The 17,398-nt window shown below is 72.9% G+C and carries 19 protein-coding genes; 12 read left to right on the top strand and 7 right to left on the bottom strand.

Features of this window, described 5'->3' with window-relative positions:
* Window positions 1–25: 25 nt before the first annotated feature.
* Both ACNAVT_RS02815 and ACNAVT_RS02810 read left to right on the top strand, forming a co-directional pair.
* Entirely contained in the window at window positions 26–1,039 is a 1,014-nt protein-coding gene (locus tag ACNAVT_RS02815; protein WP_416292473.1) for a potassium channel family protein, read from the top strand.
* A 46-nt stretch (window positions 1,040–1,085) separates the two neighbouring features.
* Window positions 1,086–1,805: an alpha/beta fold hydrolase gene (locus tag ACNAVT_RS02810; RefSeq protein WP_416292472.1), complete on the top strand. Its 720-nt coding sequence runs from the start codon at window positions 1,086–1,088 to the stop codon at window positions 1,803–1,805.
* On the opposite strand, the gene ACNAVT_RS02805 is transcribed toward ACNAVT_RS02810, so the two are convergent.
* Window positions 1,802–2,836 (bottom strand): 2-oxoacid:ferredoxin oxidoreductase subunit beta, encoded by a 1,035-nt coding sequence (locus ACNAVT_RS02805; protein ID WP_416292470.1) that lies wholly within the window; start codon window positions 2,834–2,836, stop codon window positions 1,802–1,804. The genes ACNAVT_RS02810 and ACNAVT_RS02805 overlap by 4 nt on opposite strands.
* Window positions 2,829–4,676 carry a 2-oxoacid:acceptor oxidoreductase subunit alpha gene (locus tag ACNAVT_RS02800; protein WP_416292469.1) on the bottom strand — a complete coding sequence of 616 codons (1,848 nt, stop codon included), beginning with the start codon at window positions 4,674–4,676 and terminating at the stop codon, window positions 2,829–2,831. Before ACNAVT_RS02800 ends, ACNAVT_RS02805 begins: the two co-directional genes overlap by 8 nt.
* A 290-nt stretch (window positions 4,677–4,966) precedes the next feature.
* On the opposite strand from ACNAVT_RS02800, the gene ndhC reads away from it, so the two are divergent.
* The gene (ndhC, locus tag ACNAVT_RS02795; RefSeq protein WP_416292467.1) at window positions 4,967–5,344 is read left to right on the top strand and encodes an NADH-quinone oxidoreductase subunit A; all 378 of its coding nucleotides are present in this window, start codon (window positions 4,967–4,969) and stop codon (window positions 5,342–5,344) included.
* 28 nt (window positions 5,345–5,372) lie between these two features.
* Here the strand turns inward: ndhC and folP are convergent, their stop codons facing one another.
* Complete coding sequence (gene folP, locus ACNAVT_RS02790; RefSeq protein ID WP_416292465.1) at window positions 5,373–6,242, bottom strand: dihydropteroate synthase; 870 nt, start codon at window positions 6,240–6,242, stop codon at window positions 5,373–5,375.
* A 150-nt stretch (window positions 6,243–6,392) separates the two neighbouring features.
* Here folP and ACNAVT_RS02785 point away from each other — a divergent pair, with 150 nt between their 5' ends.
* The 5 genes from ACNAVT_RS02785 (at window position 6,393) to ACNAVT_RS02765 (ending at window position 9,712) form a co-directional block, all read left to right on the top strand.
* Window positions 6,393–7,100, top strand: a complete 708-nt coding sequence (locus ACNAVT_RS02785) for a DivIVA domain-containing protein (RefSeq protein ID WP_416292464.1) — start codon at window positions 6,393–6,395, stop codon at window positions 7,098–7,100.
* Window positions 7,097–7,591, top strand: coding sequence for an SRPBCC family protein (locus ACNAVT_RS02780; protein WP_416292462.1), 495 nt, complete (start codon window positions 7,097–7,099; stop codon window positions 7,589–7,591). Before ACNAVT_RS02785 ends, ACNAVT_RS02780 begins: the two co-directional genes overlap by 4 nt.
* Before the next feature lie 44 nt (window positions 7,592–7,635).
* The gene (locus ACNAVT_RS02775; RefSeq protein ID WP_416292460.1) at window positions 7,636–8,220 is read left to right on the top strand and encodes a DNA-3-methyladenine glycosylase I; all 585 of its coding nucleotides are present in this window, start codon (window positions 7,636–7,638) and stop codon (window positions 8,218–8,220) included.
* A 54-nt stretch (window positions 8,221–8,274) separates the two neighbouring features.
* Window positions 8,275–8,895, top strand: coding sequence for a hypothetical protein (locus tag ACNAVT_RS02770; protein WP_416292459.1), 621 nt, complete (start codon window positions 8,275–8,277; stop codon window positions 8,893–8,895).
* Window positions 8,896–8,959: 64 nt separating this feature from the next.
* Window positions 8,960–9,712, top strand: a complete 753-nt coding sequence (locus ACNAVT_RS02765) for an SDR family NAD(P)-dependent oxidoreductase (protein ID WP_416292457.1) — start codon at window positions 8,960–8,962, stop codon at window positions 9,710–9,712.
* A gap of 32 nt (window positions 9,713–9,744) precedes the next feature.
* Here the strand turns inward: ACNAVT_RS02765 and ACNAVT_RS02760 are convergent, their stop codons facing one another.
* Entirely contained in the window at window positions 9,745–10,536 is a 792-nt protein-coding gene (locus tag ACNAVT_RS02760) for an enoyl-CoA hydratase/isomerase family protein (RefSeq protein WP_416292455.1), read from the bottom strand.
* A gap of 3 nt (window positions 10,537–10,539) precedes the next feature.
* The gene (locus ACNAVT_RS02755; RefSeq protein ID WP_416292454.1) at window positions 10,540–11,361 is read right to left on the bottom strand and encodes a PaaX family transcriptional regulator C-terminal domain-containing protein; all 822 of its coding nucleotides are present in this window, start codon (window positions 11,359–11,361) and stop codon (window positions 10,540–10,542) included.
* Between the two features lie 189 nt (window positions 11,362–11,550).
* On the opposite strand from ACNAVT_RS02755, the gene ACNAVT_RS02750 reads away from it, so the two are divergent.
* Together ACNAVT_RS02750 and ACNAVT_RS02745 are read left to right on the top strand one after the other, a co-directional pair.
* Complete coding sequence (locus tag ACNAVT_RS02750) at window positions 11,551–11,718, top strand: DUF3117 domain-containing protein (protein ID WP_013283866.1); 168 nt, start codon at window positions 11,551–11,553, stop codon at window positions 11,716–11,718.
* A gap of 144 nt (window positions 11,719–11,862) precedes the next feature.
* Window positions 11,863–13,323 carry a leucyl aminopeptidase family protein gene (locus ACNAVT_RS02745; protein ID WP_416292450.1) on the top strand — a complete coding sequence of 487 codons (1,461 nt, stop codon included), beginning with the start codon at window positions 11,863–11,865 and terminating at the stop codon, window positions 13,321–13,323.
* 42 nt (window positions 13,324–13,365) lie between these two features.
* Here ACNAVT_RS02745 and ACNAVT_RS02740 read toward each other — a convergent pair whose 3' ends face one another.
* A complete protein-coding gene (locus ACNAVT_RS02740) occupies window positions 13,366–13,953 on the bottom strand; it encodes an O-methyltransferase (protein ID WP_416292448.1) in 588 nt (195 codons plus the stop codon).
* A 286-nt stretch (window positions 13,954–14,239) separates the two neighbouring features.
* On the opposite strand from ACNAVT_RS02740, the gene ACNAVT_RS02735 reads away from it, so the two are divergent.
* A complete protein-coding gene (locus ACNAVT_RS02735) occupies window positions 14,240–15,553 on the top strand; it encodes a S1C family serine protease (protein ID WP_416292850.1) in 1,314 nt (437 codons plus the stop codon).
* A 72-nt stretch (window positions 15,554–15,625) separates the two neighbouring features.
* Entirely contained in the window at window positions 15,626–16,054 is a 429-nt protein-coding gene (locus tag ACNAVT_RS02730) for a preprotein translocase subunit TatB (RefSeq protein ID WP_416292446.1), read from the top strand.
* A gap of 138 nt (window positions 16,055–16,192) precedes the next feature.
* Here ACNAVT_RS02730 and ACNAVT_RS02725 read toward each other — a convergent pair whose 3' ends face one another.
* Window positions 16,193–17,338 carry an Mrp/NBP35 family ATP-binding protein gene (locus ACNAVT_RS02725; RefSeq protein WP_416292444.1) on the bottom strand — a complete coding sequence of 382 codons (1,146 nt, stop codon included), beginning with the start codon at window positions 17,336–17,338 and terminating at the stop codon, window positions 16,193–16,195.
* Between the last annotated feature and the right edge of the window lie 60 nt (window positions 17,339–17,398).

Raw genomic sequence — 17,398 nt, 5'->3', positions numbered from 1 at the left:
CGACGATGGCGGAGCGGGACCGACGGTGATCCATTTTCCGGCGCACCGGCGGGCGCCGTTGCGTGCCCTCAGCCTGCGCGTGTTCGCCGCCGTGGCCCTGGTCTGCGCCACGGTGGCGGTGGTATGGCTGGACCGGGACGGCTACCACGACGCGAACGAGGACGGGATGACCCTCCTCGACTGCTTCTACTACGCGGTGGTCTCGCTCTCCACCACCGGCTACGGCGATGTCACGCCGGCCAGCCAGTCGGCGCGGCTGGCCAACGTCCTGTTCGTCACCCCGGCCCGGGTGCTCTTCCTGATCATCCTGGTCGGCACCACCCTGGAAGTCCTGACCGATCAGTACCGCAACGGCCGTCGCACGACCCGGTGGAGGAGGACCGTGAAGGACCACGTGATCATCTGCGGCTACGGCACCAAGGGCCGCAGTGCCGTCTCCGCGCTGCTGGAGAACGGGATGGACAAGTCCCGGATCGTGGTGGTGGAGCGGAACGGCGCCGCGCTACGGCAGGCCGCCTCGGCCGGGTTGGTCGGCATCGAGGGCTCGGCGACCCGCTCGGCGGTGCTGGAGGAGGCACACGTACGGACGGCCAAGGCGGTGATCATCGCGACCGACAGCGACGACGCCTCGGTGATGGTGGCGCTGACCGCCCGGCAGCTCACCGCCGGCCAGGTCCGGATCATCGCCGCCGTACGCGAGGCGGAGAACGCGCCGCTGCTCAAGCAGAGCGGCGCGCACCACGTGATCGTCTCCTCGGCGACCGCCGGCCGGCTGCTCGGCCTCTCCACCTCCGCCCCGCCACTGATCGACGTGGTGGAGGACCTGCTCACCCCCGGGCAGGGCATGGCGCTGGCCATGCGCTCGGCCGAGCGCGACGAGGTGGGCCGGTGCCCGCGCGAGCTGGACTCGCTGGTCATCGCCCTGGTCCGCCGGGGCAAGGTGGTGACGCTGACCGACCGGGCCGGCGCCGAGATCGAGACCGGCGACATGATCGTGTACGTGCGCGACGACCGACCCCAGCCGGCCACCACAGGCTGAGCCGCAGGGGCGGCGGCGACCGGCGATTGCTGGTAGAGACGACGTCGTGGAGACGATCATCCTGCTGCCGTCGCTCGCCGCCACCAACCGCACCTGGCGCCGCCAGGTGGATACGCTCGGTGCGGACCACTCGGTGCTGGCTCCGGACCTGCCCGGCCACGGAAGCAGTCCCGGGCCGTTCACCCTCGAGCGGGCGGTCGCGGACGTGACCGGCCTGATCGACGACGTGCCCGGCCCGGTGCACCTCGTGGGGCTGTCGCTGTCCGCCACGGTCGCCGTGCTGGCCTGCCTGGCCCGCCCGGGGCGGCTCGACAGCCTGGTGCTCTCCGGCGGCATCGCCGCCCCGCCGCCCGCACTGGCGGTGCAGCGGGCGGTTGCCACCCTGCTGCCAGGGCGTGTCATGGCGCGGCTGGCCGCCGGCCTGCTCGCTCCGGCTCTCGGCGGGCTGCCGGAGCGCGAACGAGCGCGACTTGTCGGCGAGGCGACCGAGGACTTCCGGGCCGTCGGCCGCCGCACCTACCTGGACGCCCTCCGGGAACTCGCCCGTACGGACCTGCGTCCGCGGCTCGGCGAGGTGGCCACGCCGACCCTGGTGCTCTGCGGGTCACGCGACAAGGCCAACCTGCGGGGCGCCCGGGAACTGGCCGACGGGATTCCCCGGGCGCGGCTGGAGATCGTCCCCGGTGTCGGGCACCTGTGGCACCTGGAGCAGCCGGAGCTGTTCTCCCGGACGGTCGGAGACTTTGTCCGGGAGAACAGGCACTAGACGATCGTCCAGGTGTCGCCGCTGGCGAGGAGACCTGCGAGCTGCTGCTCCGGGGTTTCGTCGACCTTCGCCTTCGCGGTGGCGACCTGCTCCTGCACCACCCTGTCGTAGCTGGGGCGGGTCACCGAGCGGAACACGCCGATCGGGGTGTTGCGCAGGTCCAGGCCGGGCAGCCGGGACAGGGCGAAGGCGTACGCCGGGTCGGTGACGCCCGCGTCGTGGACCACGATCTGGTCGGCCGGGGTGGTGGCGGTGTCGCGCACCTCCAGCCCGAAGCCGCCCGGCGGGTGGACGACGCAGTGCTGTCCGTCCTTGCCGAAGGTGATCGGCTGTCCGTGTTCGAGCCGGATCAGGTAGTCGTCGCGGGTGTCCGGCTCCTTGAGCTGGTCGAACGCGCCGTCGTTGAAGATGTTGCAGTTCTGGTAGATCTCCACGAACGCCGAGCCGGTGTGTTCGGCCGCGGCCCGCAGCACCGACTGGAGATGCTTGCGGTCGGAGTCGATGGTCCGGGCCACGAAGGTGGCTTCCGCGCCCAACGCCAGGGACAGTGGGTTGAACGGGGCGTCGGCGGAGCCGACCGGGGTCGACTTGGTGATCTTCCCGATCTCTGAGGTCGGCGAGTACTGACCCTTGGTCAGGCCGTAGATCCGGTTGTTGAACAGCAGGATCTTCAGGTTGACGTTGCGGCGCAGCGCGTGGATCAGGTGGTTGCCGCCGATGGACAGCGCGTCGCCGTCGCCGGTGACCACCCAGACCGACAGGTCCGGGCGGGTGACGGACAGGCCGGTGGCGATCGCCGGGGCGCGGCCGTGGATGGAGTGCATCCCGTAGGTGTTCATGTAGTACGGGAAGCGGGAGGAGCAGCCGATCCCGGAGATGAACACGATGTTCTCGCGGGGGATGTTCAGCTCCGGCATGAACTGCTGGACGGCGGCGAGGATCGCGTAGTCACCGCAGCCGGGGCACCAGCGCACTTCCTGGTCGGACTTGAAGTCCTTGGCGGTGAGCTTGAGGGCGACGGGCTCAGACATTCTTGCAGACCTCTTCCAGCATCGTCTCCAGCTCGGCGGCGGTGAACGGCAGGCCCCGGACCTGGTTGTAGCCGATCGCGTCGACGAGGTACTTGGACCGGATCACCTGGGCGAGCTGACCGAGGTTCATCTCCGGGATCACCACCCGGTCGTAGGCGCGCAGCACCTCGCCGAGGTTGGCCGGCATCGGCGCCAGGTGCCGCAGGTGGGCCTGGGCGACGGACAGCCCCCGCTGGCGCAGGCTGCGGCACGCCGCGCCGATCGGCCCGTAGGTGGAGCCCCAGCCGAGCACCAGCACCCGCGCGTCGCCGTCCGGGTCCTCGACCTCGAGGTCCGGCACCGGGATCGTCTCGATCCGGGCCGCCCGGGTACGGACCATGAAGTCGTGGTTGGCCGGGTCGTAGGAGATGTCTCCGGTCTTGTCGGCCTTCTCCAGCCCGCCGATGCGGTGCTCCAGCCCCTTGGTGCCCGGGATGGCCCACGGCCGGGCCAGGGTCTCCGGGTCCCGCAGGTACGGCAGGAACGTTGCGCCGTCCTCACCGTTGGGGGCGGTGGCGAACTCGACCCGCAGGTCGGGCAGCGACGCCACGTCGGGCAGCAGCCAGGGCTCGGAGCCGTTGGCGACGTAGTTGTCCGACAGCAGGATCACCGGCGTGCGGTAGGTCAACGCGATCCGCGCCGCCTCCAGGGCGGCGTGGAAACAGTCCGCCGGGGACTTCGGCGCGATCACCGCGACCGGCGCCTCGCCGTGCCGGCCGTAGAGGGCCATGTTGAGGTCGGCCTGCTCGGTCTTGGTCGGCATGCCGGTGGACGGTCCGGCCCGCTGCACGTCCACGATCACCAGCGGCAGCTCCAGCGCCACGGCCAGGGAGATCGTCTCGCTCTTCAGCGCCACGCCCGGGCCGCTGGTCGTGGTGATCCCGAGCGACCCGCCGTACGAGGCGCCCAACGCCGCACCGACCGCCGCGATCTCGTCCTCGGCCTGCATGGTGACCACGCCGAACCGCTTGTGCTTGCTCAGCTCGTGCAGGATGTCCGATGCCGGAGTGATCGGGTACGCCCCGAGGAAGACGGGCAGCCCGGAACGGACCCCTGCGGCCACCAGGCCCAGCGAGAGCGCGGCGTTGCCGGTGATGTTCCGGTAGGTGCCCGGCACCATCCGGGCCGGCTTCACCTCGTATCGCACCGAGAAGTCCTCGGTGGTCTCCCCGAAGTTCCACCCGGCGCGGAACGCGGCCACGTTCGCGGCGACCAGCTCGGGACGGGCGGCGAACTTCCGCTCGAGGAACCGCAACGTCGACTCGTACGGGCGCGAGTACATCCAGCTCAACAAACCGAGCGCGAACATGTTCTTCGCCCGCTCGGCGTCCTTCTTCGACACCGCCAGCTCCGCCAACGCGCCGATCGTCATCGACGTCAACGCCACCGGGTGGACCACGTAGCCGTCGAGGGAGTCGTCCTCCAGCGGGCTGGACGCGTAACCCACCTTCGCCAGATTCCGCTTGGTGAACTCGTCGGTGTTCACGATGATGTCCGCCCCACGCGGCAGGTCGGCCAGATTGGCCTTGAGCGCCGCCGGGTTCATCGCCACCAGCACGTTCGGCGCGTCGCCGGGGGTCAGAATGTCGTAGTCGGCGAAATGCACCTGGAAACTCGACACGCCGGGCAGGGTGCCTGCGGGGGCCCGGATCTCGGCCGGGAAGTTGGGCAGCGTGGAGATGTCATTACCCAACTGCGCCGTCTCCGAGGTGAACCGGTCACCGGTCAGCTGCATGCCGTCCCCGGAGTCCCCCGCGAACCGGATCACCACCCGGTCCAGCTGACGGATCTGCTTGGTCACGCCCGCACCTCGCTTCGCTCGGCGCCGTCGTACGGGCGGCTGAACCTGATGGTGACCCCGCCTTGCCCGGCCACGTGCCCTCCTAGACGCGCTGTCGCCGCCGGCCGTCCGTCGCTGGCCCGGCCCGCTCCATTTCTCACGTCAGAGCCTACGTCGACCCCTTAGGGCAACCTTGGTGGAGGTCCGACGTATGAGACCTGATCGGGCCACTGTATGCCCGCTTTTGCGGCGTTTAGTGACCCTCGCTCGTAATTCACGTCACCGCACGAGGGAACGGTAGGCTCCCGACCGTGACCGGTTACCTCGGCTCGTACGCCACGCTCGGTCTCCTGCTGCTCGCCGCCGTGCTCTTCTTCGTCACGGCGTTCTCGGCGAATCGGGTGTTACGCCCCGGCCGTCCGGCCGAACCCTGGGGAAAGCGGGCCAACTACGAGTGCGGTCTCGACCCGGTCGGTGGCGACTGGGCCCAGATGCAGATCCGCTACTACGTCTACGCGTACCTGTACGTGCTCTTCGCGGTGGAGGCGGTCTTCCTCTTCCCCTGGGCGCTGGTCTTCGACCGGCCCGGTTTCGGCGTGACCACCGTGGTGGAGATGGCGGTCTTCGTCGCCGTGGTGGCGCTCGGCATCCTCTACGCCTGGCGCAAGAACATCCTCCGCTGGACCTGACGCCGGCCGCGCTGGAGTTGTCGTCGGCTCAGGCCAGGCCGCGGCGGGTCAGCGTCGGCGGCCGATCACCCTTGATCGAGGCCACCATGTCCAGCACGCGGCGGGTCTCGCGGACCTGGTGGGCGCGGAACACCCGGGCGCCCAGCCAGGCCGACACGGCGGTGGCGGCCAGCGTGCCCTCCAACCGCTCCGGCACCGGTAGGTCCAGCGTCTCGCCGATGAAGTCCTTGTTCGACAGGGCGACCAGCAGCGGCCACCCGGTGTCGGTGAGTTCCGTCAACCGCCGGGTGATCTCCAGCGAGTGCCGGGTGTTCTTGCCGAAGTCGTGCGCCGGGTCGATCAGGATCCCGTCCGGGCGTACGCCGAGACCGACCGCGCGCTCGGCGAGCCCGGCCACCGTCGCGACCACGTCGGTCACCACGTCGTCGAACGCGGCCCGGTGCGGTCGGGTCCGGGGGGTGAGGCCGCCCGCGTGCGAGCAGACCAGCCCGGCGCCGGTCTCCGCGGCGACCCGGGCCAGCGCGGGATCCGCCCCCGACCAGGTGTCGTTGAGCAGGTCGGCGCCGGCCGCCACCGCCTCCACCGCCACCTCGGCCCGCCAGGTGTCGATCGAGATGACCACCTCGGGGAAGGCGGCCCGGACCGCGGCGATGGTGTCCACCGTCCGGCGGATCTCCTCGGTCACGTCGACCTCGTCGCCCGGCCCGGCCTTCACCCCGCCGATGTCGATGATCTCCGCGCCGTCGGCCACCGCCCGCTCGACCGCGCGCAGCGCGCTGTCCTGGGCGAAGGTGGCGCCCCGATCGAAGAACGAGTCCGGCGTGCGGTTGACGATCGCCATCACCAGCAGCTCACCGGGGGAGAACGTCCGCCCACCGAGCCGCAGCGCCCCGGCCATGTACGCCTCCTGATCCCCGGTCGTCCGCCGGCCGCCCCCGACGCTATCCGGTCCCGCCTCGGCTGCCCCGCCCGGTACGCCGGGTTGCGAATCATGATCGGAGCGGGTGGAGGGCTCGCCCGATGCCGGCCCGCGTGCCACGATCTCCCCATGGGTCAGGTTTTGCTCCTCTTGGTCGTCGCGCTGACCGTCGCGGCGGTGGTGTTCGGGGTGACGGTGCTGGTCTCCGGGCGCGATCCGGGCCTGGTGCCGACCGAGCCGGACGGGCGGGCCGTGCCCCTGCCGGGCAGCCGCCCGCTGCACGAGTCGGACGTCGCCGAGGTGCGCTTCGACACCGCGCTGCGCGGCTACCGGATGGCCCAGGTCGACCAGGCGATGCGCCGGGCCGCGTACGACATCGGCTACAAGTCCGAGCTGATCGGCGTGCTGGAGGCCGAGGTCGCCGCGCTCCGCGAGGGGCGGACCGAGGAGGCCGACGCGCTGCGCCGCACCCGGGCGGAGGCCGCCGGAGCGGCCCCCGCCGGCACCCCGGCCGACGCGGTGCCCTCGTCCGCCGACCGCCCGGCCGACGCGCCGGCCGCCGAGGCCGGGGTGGCCGACGCGCCCGCCGCGGCCGCAGTCGAGGACGAGACGGTGCCCGCCGCGGACGCGCCGGCGACGCCGGCCGGTCCGCTCGCGCCGGTCGCCGCGTCCGTCGACCAGGAGGCGGACGACCGTCCGCTCTCCCTGCGTTCGCCGGCGGACCCCGCCTCCACCGCGTCGGCCGCCGAGTCCACCGACCAGAACGACCCCGGCGTCGAGGCCGACGCCGACGGTGACCGGGAGCGCGGCGGGGTGGTCCGGTCGGAGTCGGCGTGACCGGCCCGGAGGGCGACGGATTCGCCGAGGCGGCCCAGCCCGGTGCCGCGGAGGTCAGCGCGACGGTGATCGTCAACGCTCCGGCCCCGCGGGTCTTCGCCGCGCTGACCGACTGGGAGCGGCAGTCCGACTGGATCCCGCTCACCACCGTCCGGCTGGTCGAGGGGGACGGCGGCGAGGGGAGCCTGGTCGAGGCGGTCACCACGCTCGGCCCGGCGGTGCTGCGGGACGAGATGCGGGTGGTTCGGGTGGACGCTCCGTACGAGGTCGGGGTGGTGCACTGCGGCAAGCTGCTGCGTGGCCCCGGCGTGCTGCGTTGCACCCCGGTGGAACGGGGCCGGACCCAGGTGGTCTGGCACGAGTGGTTCCACCTGCCCGGCGGGACCGCCGGCCGGGTGGCGTGGCCGGTGCTCTGGCCCGGCTCGAAGTTCAGCCTCACCCAGGCGCTGAAGAAGTTCGCTCGGCTGGTGGAGCAGGGCCGGCTGCCCTGACCGGTGCGCGCTGCCTGTCGGTGGGCTGGCCTACCGTGTACGCCGTGACTGACCTGGTGACCGGCGCCGACGGGCTGCCCCGCTGCGCCTGGGGGGCGAGCACCCCGGACTACGCCGTCTACCACGACCGGGAGTGGGGCCGGGCGCTGCGCGGCGACGACGCGCTCTACGAGCGGCTGACCCTGGAGGCGTTCCAGTCGGGCCTGTCGTGGCTGACCATCCTGCGCAAGCGTCCCGCGTTCCGGCTCGCCTTCGACGAGTTCCGGATCGAGAAGGTCGCCGGCTACGGCGAGGCCGACGTCGCCCGGCTGCTCGCCGACGCCGGGATCGTGCGCAACCGGGCCAAGATCGAGGCGGCCGTCGCCAACGCCCGCGCCGCCCTGGAGTTGCCCGACGGCCTCTCCGCCCTGCTCTGGTCGTACGCGCCGCCGCCCCGGCCGGCCCGGCCGCAGTCGTTCGCCTCGGTGCCGGCGCTCACCCCGGAGTCCACCGCGCTGGCCAAGGCGCTCAAGAAGCGGGGCTTCCGTTTTGTCGGCCCCACCACCGCGTACGCGCTGATGCAGGCCACCGGCATGGTGGACGACCACCTCGTCGGCTGCCACGTCGTTGTCGAGCCGGTCGGGCCGTGACCCGGCGGTAGCCGTGCCGGGACCGGCACCGGCCGGGCGTGATGGGATTGGCCAATGACCGACACCGAGCTCCGTACGAGCGGGACGATCGAGGGCACCACTCCCGGCGCCTGGGCGGTGCTGCTGCCCGCCGAGCGGTACGAGGCCGAGCGGCTGGTGCACCACGACACGCTGGAGCTGACCGGCCTGGACGGCCGGGCCCGGCCCCGGCCGGGTGACCCGGTCGCGGTGCTGGTTGACGAGCCGCTGCGGCTGGTGGCCCTCGGTCGGGTCGCCCTGGCCACCACGGAGATCCGGGAGGACCCGGATGACCCGCAGTCCGAGGCCGGCCCGGGGACGCTCGTGGTGACGTACACCCGGCGGGCGCTCGACGAGCCGGTGCCGGTCGGCGGCCTGGCCCTCGACGGGCCGGTGACCGGGCTCGACCCGGCGGTCTGGCGGGAGCTGGCGGCCCGGCTGGGCCCGCCCCCGGCCCGTCGGTCCTGGCTGGTCAGCCTCGACCTGCCGATCGAGGCGGCCTCGCCCGCCGAGGCGGTCCGGATCTTCTGGTCGTACGTGCAGGAGCTGGGCCCGCGGGAGTTGCCCGCCTTCGTCTCGCCCAGCGGCGACGAGCTGGCCATGCAGGCGTTCGTGCTCGGCGTCGAGGCCAACCAGGATCCGGAAGAGGACGACTGACCCTCCCCGGCCCGGTTACCGTGCCGGAAGGGGCCGGCGACGGCCGGCCGCGCGAGGGGGGCGGATGCGGTTCCAGGACAAGGTCGCGTTCATCACGGGCGGTGCGTCCGGGCTCGGCGCGGCGGCCGCCCGCCGCTTCGCCGGCGAGGGCGCCAAGGTGGTGATCGCCGACATCGACGCCGAGGGCGCCGAGCGGGTGGCCGCGGGCCTGCCCGACGCCTACGCGGTGCGGGTGGACACCGGCGAGGCCACCTCCGTCGAGCAGGGCATCGCCGACGCCATGCAGCGGTACGGCCGGATCGACGTCATCTTCAACAACGCCGGCATCGACGGCCAACAGCAGGCGCTGCACGAGATGGACGTGGCGAACTGGGAGCGGGTCCGCCGGATCAACGGCGACGGGGTCTTCTTCGTCCTCCGCTACGGCATCGACGCGATGTTGCGCGGCGGCGGGGGCGCGATCGTCAACACCTCGTCCACCACGGCGCTGGCCGCGCAGGAGAACATCTCCCCGTACACCTTCACCAAGGCCGGCATCGTCGGCCTGACCCGCTCGGCGGCGATCGAGTACGCGGCGCGCGGCATCCGGGTCAACGCGGTCGCCCCGACCGTGGTGATGACCCCGCTGGTGGAGCACTTCATCGACACCGCGCCCGATCCGGGGCAGATGCGCCGGCAGATGGAGTCGTTCAACCCGAAACCCGGCATCCCCACCCCCGACGACGTCGCCGGCGTGGTCCTCTTCCTCGCCTCCGACGACGCCGCCTGGATCACCGGCCACACCATCCCGATCGACGGCGGCTACGTCGCCCGCTGATCCCGCCCCGCCCGCCGAGCACGCCCCGGACGTCAGTGGCCCGCGAAGGTGGGCTTCTGCTTGTTGACGAAGGCCAGGGTGGCGGCCTTGTGGTCGGCGGTGGCGCCGCAGATCGACTGGGCCCGTGCCTCGGCGGCGAGCGCGTCGGCGAGGGTGCCGGCGTCGGCGATGGAGAGCTGGCGCTTGATCGCCCCGTACGCGACGGTCGGGCCGGTGGCGAGCCGGGCGGCCAGCTCCTGCGCGGTCGGCAGCACCTTCTCGTCGTCGTCGACCAGGCGGGTGAGCAGGCCGAGCCGGCAGGCCTCCTCGGCGCCCACCGGCTCGGCGAGCATCAGCAGCTCGACGGCCTTGGCGTGGCCGACCAGCCGGGGCAGCGTCCAGGAGGCGCCGGTGTCGGCGGCGAGCCCGACCCCGGCGAAGGCCATCAGGAACTTCGTCTTCGGCCCGCCGATCCGGAAGTCGGCGAGGAACGCCAGCGAGGCGCCGGCCCCGGCGGCCATGCCCCGGACCGCGGCGATCACCGGCTTGGGCAGGTTGGCCAGCCGGGCGGCGATCGGGTTGTAGTGGGCCCGCACAGTGCCCAGCGGGTCGGCGTCGCCGGACTCGAGGGTCTGCACGTGCTCCCGCAGGTCCTGCCCGGCGCTGAACGAGCTGCCCGCGCCGGCCAGCACGACCGCCCGGCAGGACCGGTCGGTCTCCAGCTCGGCCAGGGTGTCCCGGAGCGCCTCCTTGAGCGCCACGTCGAGCGAGTTCATCGCCGTCGGGCGGTTCAGCGTCAGGGTGACGACGGCGTCGGTGCGGTCGACGAGCAGCGGCTCGGTCACGTTCTAATGACCCTTCTGTCGGGCTAGGCGGTTGTTGCTGGCGTCGAGGCACTGCTCGACGTACCGGTCGGCGGCCGGCCGGAGTCGGGCCGCGTGCCGGTCGAAGAAACTGGCCGCGCTGCTGCCCGGCCAGCGCTCGGGAAGTAGCGCCGGGGGCAGCTGCGGGTCCTGGAAGAGGAAGGTACGCCACGCGTGCACGAGCCGGAACCGGACCGCGTACGCGTCCTCGTCGCTGCTGCGCACGGTGACGCCGGTGAGGAGCGGCTTCTGCTCGGTGACGAACCGGTCGTACGCCCGGCCGATCTCGGCCAGGTCCCAGGCGCGGCGGACCACCGCCATCGCGCCCGGGGTGCCGGCGGCGTGGGCGGCGGTGAACCGCTCGTAGTGCACGCCCGCCTCGGCCAGCAGCACGTCCACGTCCTCACCGGGCCGGGTCGCCACCCAGGTGCAGTCGTCGAGCGTGCCGTAGCCGAGGAAGGTCAGGTTGGCGGCGAGTCGCTGCCGGTCCCGTCGGGAGGTGGGCGCCTCCAGCACCAGCAGGTCGAACCGGCCGTCCCAGCTGTGCCGGCCGGTGCGGTAGATCCGGGCCGCCGCCTCGTCGAGTCGTCGGGCTGCTTTGGGGGTGATCGAATACCCCGGCCCGGAGGCGAGTCGGAGCGGGTCGAGCCAGCCCTGGCGGACCATCCGGGAGACCGCAGTGCGTACCGCCGGAGGGGCGATTCCGAGCGGTGCCAACAGCTTGACCAGGGCGGCGACCGGTGCGCGCCCACCCCTGGCTCGGAGGTGGTCGCCGTACAGGTCGAAGAGTGCCGACCGTGCCTGCATGACCGCACATTGTGACAGGCCTACCCAAGATATGCTAGGTGCTGTTACATCAATGCCGCTTCGGTTTGGGTCCGGCGGTGTTCATCAGGGAAAATCGTTGTCGACGCCCCCGTGATGGCTGCGGGTGGTTATGGCGAAGTGGCTGTGGGGCAACCCACCGACCCTGATGTAGGTCTGAGGGGAGACAACATGGCGGCGATGAAGCCGCGGACGGGCGACGGTCCGCTGGAAGTCACCAAGGAGGGCCGGGGCATCGTCATGCGGGTCCCGCTGGAGGGTGGTGGCCGGCTCGTCGTCGAGATGACTCCGGACGAGGCCACCGCGCTCGGTGACGCGCTGAAGGCGGCCGCCGGCTGATCGAGGAGCGGTCCGCGCGACGCGCGTCGCGCGAACGGTTCGTCCTTCCCTGAGCCACCGGCCCGGCCGGTGGCTCAGGGTCTTCGCCGGCCTGAGAGCGGCGAAAAGTCCCGCTTCAAGAATTTTCCGGAGGTACGGTCCAGCGTGCTGGCCATTCGTCTGGTGAGCGAGCCCGTGCGGCTCGACACCCTCGTCCTGCCCGTTCGTCCAGAAGGGCCGGATGCCCCGGCCGTGCTGGTCCCCACCGGCTCGCCGCCCGCCGACGACGTCCGGGCCGAGGCGGCCGCGCTGCTTCCCGCGGCCCGGCTGAGCGGCGACGCCGGCGAGCTCCGGGAGCACCTGCGCCCGGGCGGCACGCCGTCGCGCCTGGTGCTGCTCGGCGTCGGCGCGGGCGACGAACACGCCTGGCGCACCGCGGGAGCGGCGCTGGCCCGGGCCGCCAAGGATGAGACGTACCTCACGGTGTCGCTCCCGGCCGATGCCGCGGCCGCGCTGCGTGGCCTGGTCGAAGGACTGCTGCTGGGCTCCTACCGGTTCCGGATGACCGAGGCCGGCGGGACGCCCGCGCTGGCCGAGGTGGACGTCGTGGTGAGCGACCCGGACGCGCTCGCGGCGACCCTGGCGACGGCCCGGACCACCGCCGAGATGACCCGGCTGGCCCGCGACCTGACCAACACCCCCTCGTCGATCAAGAACCCGGGTTGGTTCGCCGCCCAGGTCCAGGCTGCGGCGGCCGACTGCCCCGACCTGCACCTTCGGGTACGCGAGCCCGCGGAACTCGCGGCGGAGGGCTTCGGCGGCATCCTCGCCGTCGGTGGCGGCTCGGCCAGCGGTCCCCGCCTGGTCGAGCTGGACTGGCGGCCGGCGGACGCGCGTACCCACGTGGTGCTGGTCGGCAAGGGGATCACCTTCGACACCGGGGGCATCTCCATCAAGCCGGTGCCGGCGATGAAGCTGATGCGCAAGGACATGGCCGGCGCCGCCGCGGTGGTCGCCGCGACGCTGGGCGCCGCCGCGCTGCGGCTCCCGGTCCGGGTCACCACGCTCGCGCCGCTCGCCGAGAACATGGTCAGCGGCTCGGCGTTCCGCCCCGGCGACATCATCCGCCACTACGGCGGCCTGACCAGCGAGAGCACCAACTCCGACGCCGAGGGCCGGCTGGTGCTCGCCGACGCGATGGCGTACGCGGCGCGCGAGCTCCGGCCCGACCTGCTGGTCGACCTGGCCACCCTCACCGGTGCCAACGCGGTCGCGCTCGGCAAGCGACACGGTGCCCTCTACAGCGAGAACGACCAGCTCGCGACCGACCTGCTGACCGCGATCGAGGCGGCGGGCGAGCGGGCCTGGCGGATGCCGCTGCCGGACGACTACGTCGAGTACCTGGGCAGCGAGGTGGCGGACCTGCACAGCTCCCCGGACCGGGGTGCCGGCTCGGTGGTGGCCGCGCTCTTCCTCCGCGAGTTCAGCGGCGACCTGCGCGACCGCTGGGTGCACGTGGACATGTCCGCCCCCTCCTGGTCCGAGGACGCGCACGCCGAGCTGACCCGGGGCGCCACCGGTTGGGGCGTACGCGGGCTGCTGCGCTGGCTGGCGACGCTGGGCTGACCGCGCGGGCTGACCCCGCGCCCGGCGGCGGCCGGCGCGGGGTCAAGCCTTCACGGCGGCGAGCAGGCCGTGCCCGACCGGCAGCAGCGCGGGGACCCAGTGCTCCGACTCCCGGATCCCCTTGATGGTCTCCCGGACGATGACCGTCTCCATGTCGCGCGCGGCCGGGTCGCCGATCCGGCCGCCGGCGAGGGCGCCGTTGAGCGCGAGCACCCCACCCGGCCGCAGCAGCCGCAGCGCGGCGTCCACGCAGGCGGTGAAGCCGGCCACCTCCGCGTCGACGAAGACCAGGTCGTAGGCGCCGTCCGCGAGCCGCGGCAGCACGTCGAGGGCGCGGCCGGTGATGATCCGGGTACGCCCCGGCGGGAAGCTCGCCTCCGCGAAGATCCGCCGGGCGATCCGCTGGTGCTCCACCTCCACGTCGATGGTGGTGAGCACCCCGTCGGGGCGCATGCCGCGCAGCAGCCAGAGACCGCTGACCCCGGTGCCGGTGCCGATCTCCACCACCGCGCGGGCGTTCCCGGCGGCGGCGAGCAGTCGCAACGCGGCCCCGGCCCCCGGTGTCACCGCGTCCACACCCACCTCGTGGGCGAGACTGCGGGCCGTGCGCAGCACGAGATCCTCGGTCACGTACGACTCGGCGAACTGGAGCGCCTGGGCCGTCGCGTTGCCGGAGCTGGCGACCGTGGCGATGGGACACCTCCGGGCGGCGGGAGTGGTGCGAGGGGCTGGTTCGGGGTATGAGCCTAGAGGCGGGATGCGACGGGCGCAGCCGCGAGTCGGCTCCAGGACGATCACGGCGGGCAACCCCTGACTCCACTCCGGGCATTCGTGCAATCCTGGACGGTGTCCCGGGTGGCTCGGTCGGCTTCGCCGGCCCCGTCGGGACGTGCGGGACGGACTGGGAGGCACCGACGTGACCGACGGCTGGGACTGGCGCCAGCCCGGCGGGACCTCGGCACCGGCGGGAGGGCCGGTGCCCGGGAGCCCGCCGCGGGCCCCTCAGGGCGCCCAGGGCGCCGGGGGCGGCACGACCTCACCCTGGTGGTCCGACGCGCTCGCCGACCCATGGCGCGATCCGTACGCGCCCGCCGCGGTGGTGGTTCCCGCCGCCCCGGTCGGCGGCGGCAGCGAACCCGAACCGGTCAGCGACCCGGACGCGCCGGGCCGGCCCCGGCTACGGCAGGTCGTGCTGATCTCGCTGATCACGGCACTGCTGGCCGGTTCGCTCGGCAGTGCCCTGACGTACGCCTTCCTGCGCGGTGGCGCCAACCTCCCCATCCTCGGCGCGCAGTCCGGGCAGGCCCCGCCGCTCGCCCAGCGCAGGCCCGAGTCGCTGGCCGGCGTCGCCGAGAAGGTGCTGCCCAGCGTGGTGACCATCCGGATGGCGAGCCTGGGCGGCATCAGCGAGGGCTCGGGCTTCGTGGTCAGCGGCGAGGGGCACATCGTCACCAACGACCACGTGGTCTCCGGTGGCACCGGCAAGGCCACGGTGATCTTCAATGACGGCAGCTCGGCACCGGGCACCGTCGTCGGCCAGGACCCGGAGTCGGACATCGCGGTGATCAAGGTGGCGCGTGCCGGACTGAAGCCGGTGGAGTTCGGCGACTCGGAGGCGCTCGCCGTCGGCGACCCGGTGCTCGCCATCGGCTCGCCGCTCTCGCTCGCCAACACCGTCACCGCCGGCATCGTCAGCGCCCTGGACCGGACCATGCAGGCCGGCGAGCCGGGCGGCCCGACGCGCTACTACGCCGCGATCCAGACCGACGCGGCGGTCAACCACGGCAACTCCGGGGGCCCGCTGGTCGACGCCGCCGGCCGAGTGGTCGGCGTGAACTCGACGATCAAGTCGCTGGTCGCCGACGGGCAGGAGGCCGGAAACATCGGGCTCGCCTTCGCCATCCCGATCAACCAGGCCAAGCGGGTCACCCAGGACATCATCGGCACCGGCAAGGCCCGGCGTACGGTGATCGGCGCGCAGGTGGGCGGCACCGGCGTCACCGGTGGCGGCGTACGCCTGAACGCGGTGGAGCCGTCCGGTCCGGCCGCCGCGGCCGGGCTGGAGGCCGGCGACGTGGTGCTGCGGCTGGACGGGCACCCGATGGCCGACCCGGCCGACCTGGTGGCAATGGTCCGCAAATACGCCCCGGGCTCGGTGGTGACGGTGGAGTACCGGCGGGGGTCGACCCGGCAGAACGCCTCGGTGACGCTCGCCGCAGACGCGAAATGAGCACCGGTCACCCCCTCCCGGACGGCCCTGTGACGTGCGTAGTCTTGCCGTGACACGGACGAGGAGGCGGGAGTGTTCGAGAACCTGAACTGGTGGGAGATCGGTGCGCTGCTGCTCCTGGCGCTGCTGATCTTCGGGGACCGGCTGCCCACCGTGATCAACGACGGGCTCCGGATGGTGCGCAACCTGCGCAACATGGCCCGGAACGCCACCGGCGACCTGAGCCGGGAACTGGGCACCGACATCCAGCTGGAGGACCTGCACCCGAAGGCGTTCATCCGGAAGCACCTGCTCAGCGAGGAGGACGAGCAGGCCATCCGGAAGCCGCTGCAGAGCATGTACGACGACCTGCGGTCGGACGTCACCGGCGTGCACGACGAGCTGAAGGGTGTCGCCAAGGCGGCCGACCTGCGCACCAACGGCACCCGCCCGCCCACCGCCACCGGCGCAGCCCCGTCTCCCGCCCCCACCCCCCGCCCCAGCTTCGACGACGCCACCTGACCCCGCGTCGCCCCCACACCTCGGCCGGGCGCAGATACAGAGAAAGAGTGGCCATTCGCCGTGGAATGGCCACTCTTTCCGTGAATCAGCGGATCTTGAGCGGGGCGCCGCGGGTCGGGCGGGCGGCCGCCGGGTGGGTCAGCGGGCGGAGGGCTTGAGGCCCAGGGGCTTGCCGAGGAGGGACTCGCGGCGTACGGCGAGGCGGTCGGCGACCTGGGCCAGCGCCTTCGCCGCCGGGGCGTCCGGCTGGGCCAGCACGATCGGGGTGCCGGCATCGCCGCCCTCGCGGACCCGGGTGTCCAGCGGGATCTGCCCCAGCACCGGCACCTGGGCGCCGATGGTCCGGGTCAGCGACTCGGCGACCGCCTCGCCGCCGCCGGCCCCGAAGACCTCCATCCGGGTGCCGTCCGGCAGCTCCAGCCAGGACATGTTCTCGATGACGCCGACCACCCGCTGGTGGGTCTGCAGCGCGATCGCGCCGGCCCGCTCGGCCACCTCGGCGGCGGCGGCCTGCGGGGTGGTGACGACCAGGATCTCCGCGTTCGGCAGGAGCTGGGCCACCGAGATCGCGATGTCGCCGGTGCCCGGGGGCAGATCCAGCAGGAGGACGTCCAGGTCACCCCAGTAGACGTCGGCGAGGAACTGCTGCAGCGCCCGGTGCAGCATCGGGCCGCGCCAGACGACGGCCGCGTTGCCCGGGGTGAACATGCCGATCGAGATGACCTTCACGCCGTGCGCCTGCGGCGGCATGATCATGTCCTCGACCCGGGTCGGGGCGCCGTCGGCACCGAGCATCCGAGGCACCGAGTGGCCGTAGATGTCCGCGTCGACCACGCCGACCGACAGGCCGCGGGCGGCCAGCGCGGCGGCCAGGTTGACCGTGACGCTCGACTTTCCGACGCCGCCCTTGCCACTGGCGACCGCGTACACGCGGGTGCGGGACCCGGGCTGGGCGAACGGGATGACCGGCTCGGCGGTGGCGCCGCCGCGCAGCTTGGACTGGAGCTCCTGGCGCTGCTCCGGGCTCATCACGCCGAACTCGATCTCGACGCCGCTCACCCCGGGCACCGCGCTCACGGCGGCCGTGATGTCGGTACGCAGCTTGTCCTTCAGCGGGCAGCCGGCCACGGTGAGCAGCAGCTCGACCCGGACGACGCCGTCGTCGCCGACCTCGGCGGAGCGGACCATGCCGAGCTCGGTGATCGGCCGACGGATCTCCGGGTCGTTGACGGTGGCCAGGGCGGCCTGGATCGCGTCGGAGACGGTGCTGACGGGTGCTGACATGCCCGCCATGCTACGTCGGTGGTCATCGGCGACCGCCGCTGGCGGGGGCCGGTGTGAGGG

Source organism: Micromonospora sp. SL4-19, assembly GCF_047921475.1.
In the GTDB taxonomy this organism is placed as follows: domain Bacteria; phylum Actinomycetota; class Actinomycetes; order Mycobacteriales; family Micromonosporaceae; genus Micromonospora.
Note: the sequence above shows the minus strand (reverse complement) of the source record. Positions and strands in the feature narration are given on the sequence as shown.